Source organism: Corallococcus terminator, assembly GCF_003611635.1.
In the GTDB taxonomy this organism is placed as follows: domain Bacteria; phylum Myxococcota; class Myxococcia; order Myxococcales; family Myxococcaceae; genus Corallococcus; species Corallococcus terminator.
In genome coordinates this window covers 1-5,191 of record NZ_RAVZ01000487.1, presented here as the reverse complement: position 1 = coordinate 5,191, position 5,191 = coordinate 1, and the positions used below count along the sequence as shown (strand labels likewise).

Annotated in this window: 3 protein-coding genes; all 3 read left to right on the top strand. The window is 70.5% G+C overall.

Annotation, left to right across the window (positions count from 1 at the left end; all coding sequences use genetic code 11):
- The coding region (gene xdhB, locus D7V88_RS38610; RefSeq protein WP_120545533.1) for a xanthine dehydrogenase molybdopterin binding subunit at nt 1–3,292 on the top strand (3,292 nt) is incomplete at its 5' end.
- An 84-nt stretch (nt 3,293–3,376) separates the two neighbouring features.
- Nucleotides 3,377–4,237, top strand: coding sequence for an MbnP family copper-binding protein (locus tag D7V88_RS38605; protein WP_120545532.1), 861 nt, complete (start codon nt 3,377–3,379; stop codon nt 4,235–4,237).
- Between the two features lie 11 nt (nt 4,238–4,248).
- The coding region (locus tag D7V88_RS38600; protein WP_120545534.1) for a methanobactin export MATE transporter MbnM at nt 4,249–5,191 on the top strand (943 nt) is incomplete at its 3' end.

The window sequence follows — 5,191 nt, the reverse complement described above, 5'->3', positions numbered from 1 at the left end:
CTCCCCCACCCCGCCCCTGCGCTACGAAGCGCGGGACGGCCTGTTCCTGCGGCCCGGGACGCTCGATGACCTGCTCGCGTTGAGGGCCCTGCACCCGGAGGCGATGCTCGTGGCCGGGGCCACGGAGCTGGGCGTGGACATCACCAAGAAGTCCCGCCGCTACCCCTTCCTCATCTCCACCGAGGGCGTGGAGTCCCTGCGCGCCATCCGCCGGGAAGAAGACGGCTGGTACGTGGGCGGCGCCGCGTCGCTGGTGGACGTGGAGGACGCGCTGGGCTCCGAGGTGCCGGAGATGGCGAAGATGCTCAACGTCTTCGCCTCGCGGCAGATCCGCCACCGCGCCACGCTGTCGGGCAACCTCGTCACGGCGTCGCCCATCGGCGACCTGGCGCCGGTGCTGCTCGCGCTGGACGCGAAGCTGGTGCTCGCCTCCGTGCGCGGGGAGCGGACGCTGGCGCTGTCGGACTTCTTCCTCGCCTACCGCAAGACGGCGCTCCAGCCGGACGAGGTCGTCCGCTTCATCGTCATCCCCCACGCGCCCGCGAAGGACAGTGGCCTGAAGCGCCATTCGGACAGCTTCAAGGTGTCCAAGCGCCGGGAGCTGGACATCAGCATCGTCGCGGCGGGCTTCTGCATCGAAACGGACTCCCTGGGCATCGTGCGCACCGCGAGGCTCGGCTACGGCGGCGTGGCGGCCACGCCGGTGCGCGCGCTCAAGACCGAAGCGCTGCTCGTGGGCCACCCCTGGAACGCCGAGGCGGTGGCGCGCGTCCGGACGACGCTCGCGGCGGAGTTCACGCCCATCAGCGACCTGCGCGGCAGCGCGGACTACCGGCGCGGGCTGGTGGTGTCGCTCTTCGAGAAGTTCGTCTCCGGCGAGCGCAGCCCCGTGCTGGACGAACGGCCCCGCTTCATCACCGGAGAGCCCTCCGCCACGGCGGACGCGGGCCGCGAGCTGCGCCATGAGAGCGCGCTGGGCCACGTGACGGGCAGCGCGCAGTACGTGGATGACCTGGCGCAGCGCCGTCCCATGCTGACGGTGTGGCCGGTGCTGTCGCCGCACGCGCACGCGCGCATCCTCCGCCGCGACGCCAGCGCCGCGCTGAAGGTGCCCGGCGTGGTGAAGGTGCTGCTCGCGGAGGACATCCCGGGCATGAACGACACCGGGCCCATCCGCCACGACGAGCCGCTGCTCGCGAAGGACGAGGTGCTCTTCCACTCGCAGGTGGTGGCGCTCGTCATCGGTGAAACCCCCGAGGCCTGCCGCGAAGCAGCCCGTCAGGTGGTGGTGGACTACGAGCCGTTGCCCGCGGTGCTCACGCTGACCGAAGCCCGGGCGCAGGGCAGCTACCACACCGACCCGCACATCATCCGCCGGGGCGACGTGGACAGCGCGCTCGCATCCAGCCCGCACCGGCTGGGCGGCGAGATTGAAATGGGTGGCCAGGAGCACTTCTACCTGGAGACGCACGCCGCCTTCGCTGAAGCCGGAGACGACGGCGACGTCACCGTGACGTCCTCCACCCAGCACCCGTCGGAGGTGCAGGCCGTCATCTCGCACGTGCTGCACATCCCCAGAAGCCGCGTCGTGGTGAAGGCGCCCCGCATGGGCGGCGGCTTCGGTGGCAAGGAGACGCAGGGCAACGCGCCCGCCGCGCTGGTGGCGCTGGCGGCGGTGCTCACGGGCCGGCCGGTGAAGTGGATGTTGGACCGGGACGTGGACATGGCCGTCACCGGCAAGCGCCATCCGTTCCACGCGGAGTGGGAGGTGGGCTTCGACGCCACGGGCCGGCTGCTCGCGTTGAGGGCGGAGCTCGTCTCCAACGGCGGCTGGTCCCTGGACCTGTCGGAGTCCATCACCGACCGCGCCCTCTTCCACCTGGACAACGGCTACTACGTCCCGTCGGTGCGCTACTCGGGCCGCGTGGCGAAGACGCACCTGGTGTCCAACACCGCGTTCCGGGGCTTCGGCGGGCCGCAGGGCATGCTGGTGATGGAGGACATCCTGGGCCGCATCGCGAGCGTGCTGGGACTGGCGCCGGAGGCAGTTCGCCAGCGCAACCTCTATGACGGCGTCGGCGACACCAACACCACGCACTACGGCCAGGAGCTGGACGACAACCGTCTGCCGAAGCTGTGGAACGACCTGATGGAGTCCTCCGACTTCCAGCAGCGCCGCGCGCAGGTGGATGCCTTCAACGCGAAGAGCCCCCGCTTCAAGCGCGGCCTCGCGATTACTCCGATGAAGTTCGGCATCTCCTTCACCGCCACCTTCCTCAACCAGGCGGGCGCGCTGGTGCACGTGTACCGCGACGGCTCCGTGCTGCTGTCGCACGGCGGCACGGAGATGGGCCAGGGGCTGCACACCAAGATTCAAGGCGTGGCCATGCGCGAGCTGGGCCTGTCCGCGGACCGCGTGCGCGTGGCGCAGACGGCGACGGACAAGGTGCCCAACACGTCCGCGACGGCGGCCTCCAGCGGTTCGGACCTCAACGGCGCGGCGGTGCGCGAGGCGTGCATCACCCTGCGCGAGCGGCTGGCGCCGGTGGCCGCGCGGATGCTCGTGCAGTTGCACGGACAGGCGGTGTCCCCGGACGCGCTGCTGTTCCGGGATGGCGTCATCGCGGCGGCGTCGCGGCCGGAGCAGGGCCTGCCCTTCGCGGACGTGGTGGAGGAGGCCTACCGTGAGCGCGTGGGCATGTCCGTCACGGGCTACTACCGCACGCCGGGCATCGGCTACGACCGGGTGAAGGGCCGGGGCCGACCGTTCCTCTACTTCGCCTATGGCGCGGCGGTGAGCGAGGTGGAGGTTGACGGCGACACGGGCATGAAGCGCGTGGTGCGCTCCGACCTGATGGAAGACGTGGGCGATTCGCTCAACCCCGGCGTGGACCGCGGGCAGGTGGAGGGCGGCTTCGTGCAGGGCGTGGGCTGGCTCACCGGCGAGGAGCTGCGCTGGGACGGCAAGGGGCGGCTGCTGACGCACTCGGCCAGCACCTACGCGGTGCCGGCCTTCAGCGACGCGCCCATCGACCTGCGGGTGAAGTTCGTGGAGCGGGCGGAGCAGAAGGGCGTCATCCACGGCAGCAAGGCCGTGGGCGAGCCGCCGCTGATGCTGGCCCTGTCCGTGCGCGAGGCGCTGCGCGACGCGGTGGCGGCGTTCGGCCAGCCGGGCGGCGACGTGGACCTGCCCTCCCCCGCGACGCACGAGGCGCTCTTCCTCTCCATCCAGAAGCGGCGCGCGCGCAGTGCCAGCGTTCCGGTTCCGGACGAAGCGCGCGAGGTGGCGTAGCGGGAGCCCGGGTGCGGCAACATGCCACGGCATGTCTGGACGGACGGTGCGTTAGAGGGGAAGTACCTTTCAAGGAAGCCTCCCATGACCTCCGTGCTCCGCTCCCGCCTCCTCCTTCCGCTGGCCCTCCTGGGTGTCGTTGGCTGTGGCGAGGACGAAGTGCCCTCGCCCCAGACGGTGAACATCCCCGTCATCGCGCGCGTGGGCACGGAGCCCTTCGCGTGTGGCAGCGTCTACACGAACGTCGGGACGTCGAAGACGACCTACGAGCCGATGGACTTCCGCGTCTACGTGCACGACGTGCGGCTGCTCTCCGCGGACGGAAAGGAAGTGCCCGTCACGCTGGAAGACAGCACCTGGCAGAGCAGCGGCGTGGTGCTGCTGGACTTCGCCAACAAGGACGGCCTGTGCACCCAGGGCACGGAAGGCATGAACACGGCCATCAAGGGCACGGTGCCGCGGGGCGACTACCACGGCGTGCGCTTCACGTTGGGCGTGCCGGAGACGCTGAACCACAACGACCTGACCACCGCGCCCGCGCCGCTGAATGACACCGGCCTGTTCTGGAGCTGGCGCTTCGGCTACCTCTTCACGCGCATCGAGGGCCGCACCACGGGCCTGAGCCAGGGCCACGTCATGCACCTGGGCAGCACCGACTGCGCGCCTCCGCCCGAGGGCCAGACGAGCGGCACCGCGGGCTGCACGAACAACAACCGTCCGGAGGTGAAGCTGGATGACTTCAACCTGGCGACGGGCAAGGTGGTGATGGACCTGGGCGCGTTCTTCTCTGCCTCCAACCTGGACGTGAACGCGACGGGCACCGCCGAGGGCTGCATGTCGTCACAGGGTGACAGCGACTGCGCGCCGCTCTTCGAACGGCTGGGGCTCGGCTTCGGAGCGCAGGCCGCGAACCCCGCCGCGCAGTCCTTCATCCGGGCCGAATAGGAGCACCCGCCGTGGCACGACGACGATGGCAGCCGTGGAAGTCCCTGGCGACGGCGGTGCTGTTGAGCACGGCCTGCACGGACCCGGAGCTTCCACCGGACGGGCCCGCGCCCTACGACTGGAAGCTGCCCGCGGGCTTTCCCACGCCGCGCGTGCCCGAGGACAACCCGATGTCGGAGGCGAAGGTGCAGTTGGGCCGGAGCCTCTTCTACGACAAGCGCCTGTCGCTCAACGGCACGCAGTCCTGTGGCTCGTGCCACGAGCAGGAGCGCGCCTTCACCGACGGGCGCGTGCATTCGGTGGGCAGCACCGGACAGGCGCACCGCCGCAACGGGCAGGGCCTGGCCAACGTGGCCTACGCAACGAGCCTCACCTGGGCGAACCCGGCGCTCACCACGCTGGAGGCGCAGGCGCTGACGCCGCTGTTCGGCACGGAGCCGGTGGAGCTGGGCAACGCGGATCAGCAGGAGGCGTTGCTCGGGAGGCTGCGGGAGGACGCGGCGCTGTCGGAGCGATTCGCGGAGGCGTTCCCTGGCGAGGCGACGCCCGTGTCGCTGGCCACGCTGACGCGAGCGCTGTCCTCGTTCGAGCGCTCCATCATTTCCGGCACGGCACCGTATGACCGCTACCTCTTCGGGGGCGACGTACAGGCACTGAGTCCGGCGGCCAAGCGGGGGCTGGAGTTGTTCCTGTCGGAGCGCCTGGAGTGCGACCACTGCCACTCCGGCTTCAACTTCCAGGACGCCACGGCGCACGACGCCACGCCGGAGCCCATCCTGCCGTACCACAACACGGGCCTCTACAACGAGGACGGCCGGGGCGCGTTCCCGGCCACGGATCCTGGCCTCATCGAACTGACGGGCCGCGCGGAGGACATGGGGCGCTTCAAGGCGCCGTCCCTGCGCAACGTGGCCATCACCGCGCCGTACATGCACTGTCTCTTATTACACATCT

Excerpts from the sequence above, each read along its gene's own strand:
- D7V88_RS38605 (WP_120545532.1), top strand. The coding sequence starts at position 3,377 with ATGACCTCCGTGCTCCGCTCCCGCCTCCTCCTTCCGCTGGCCCTCCTG.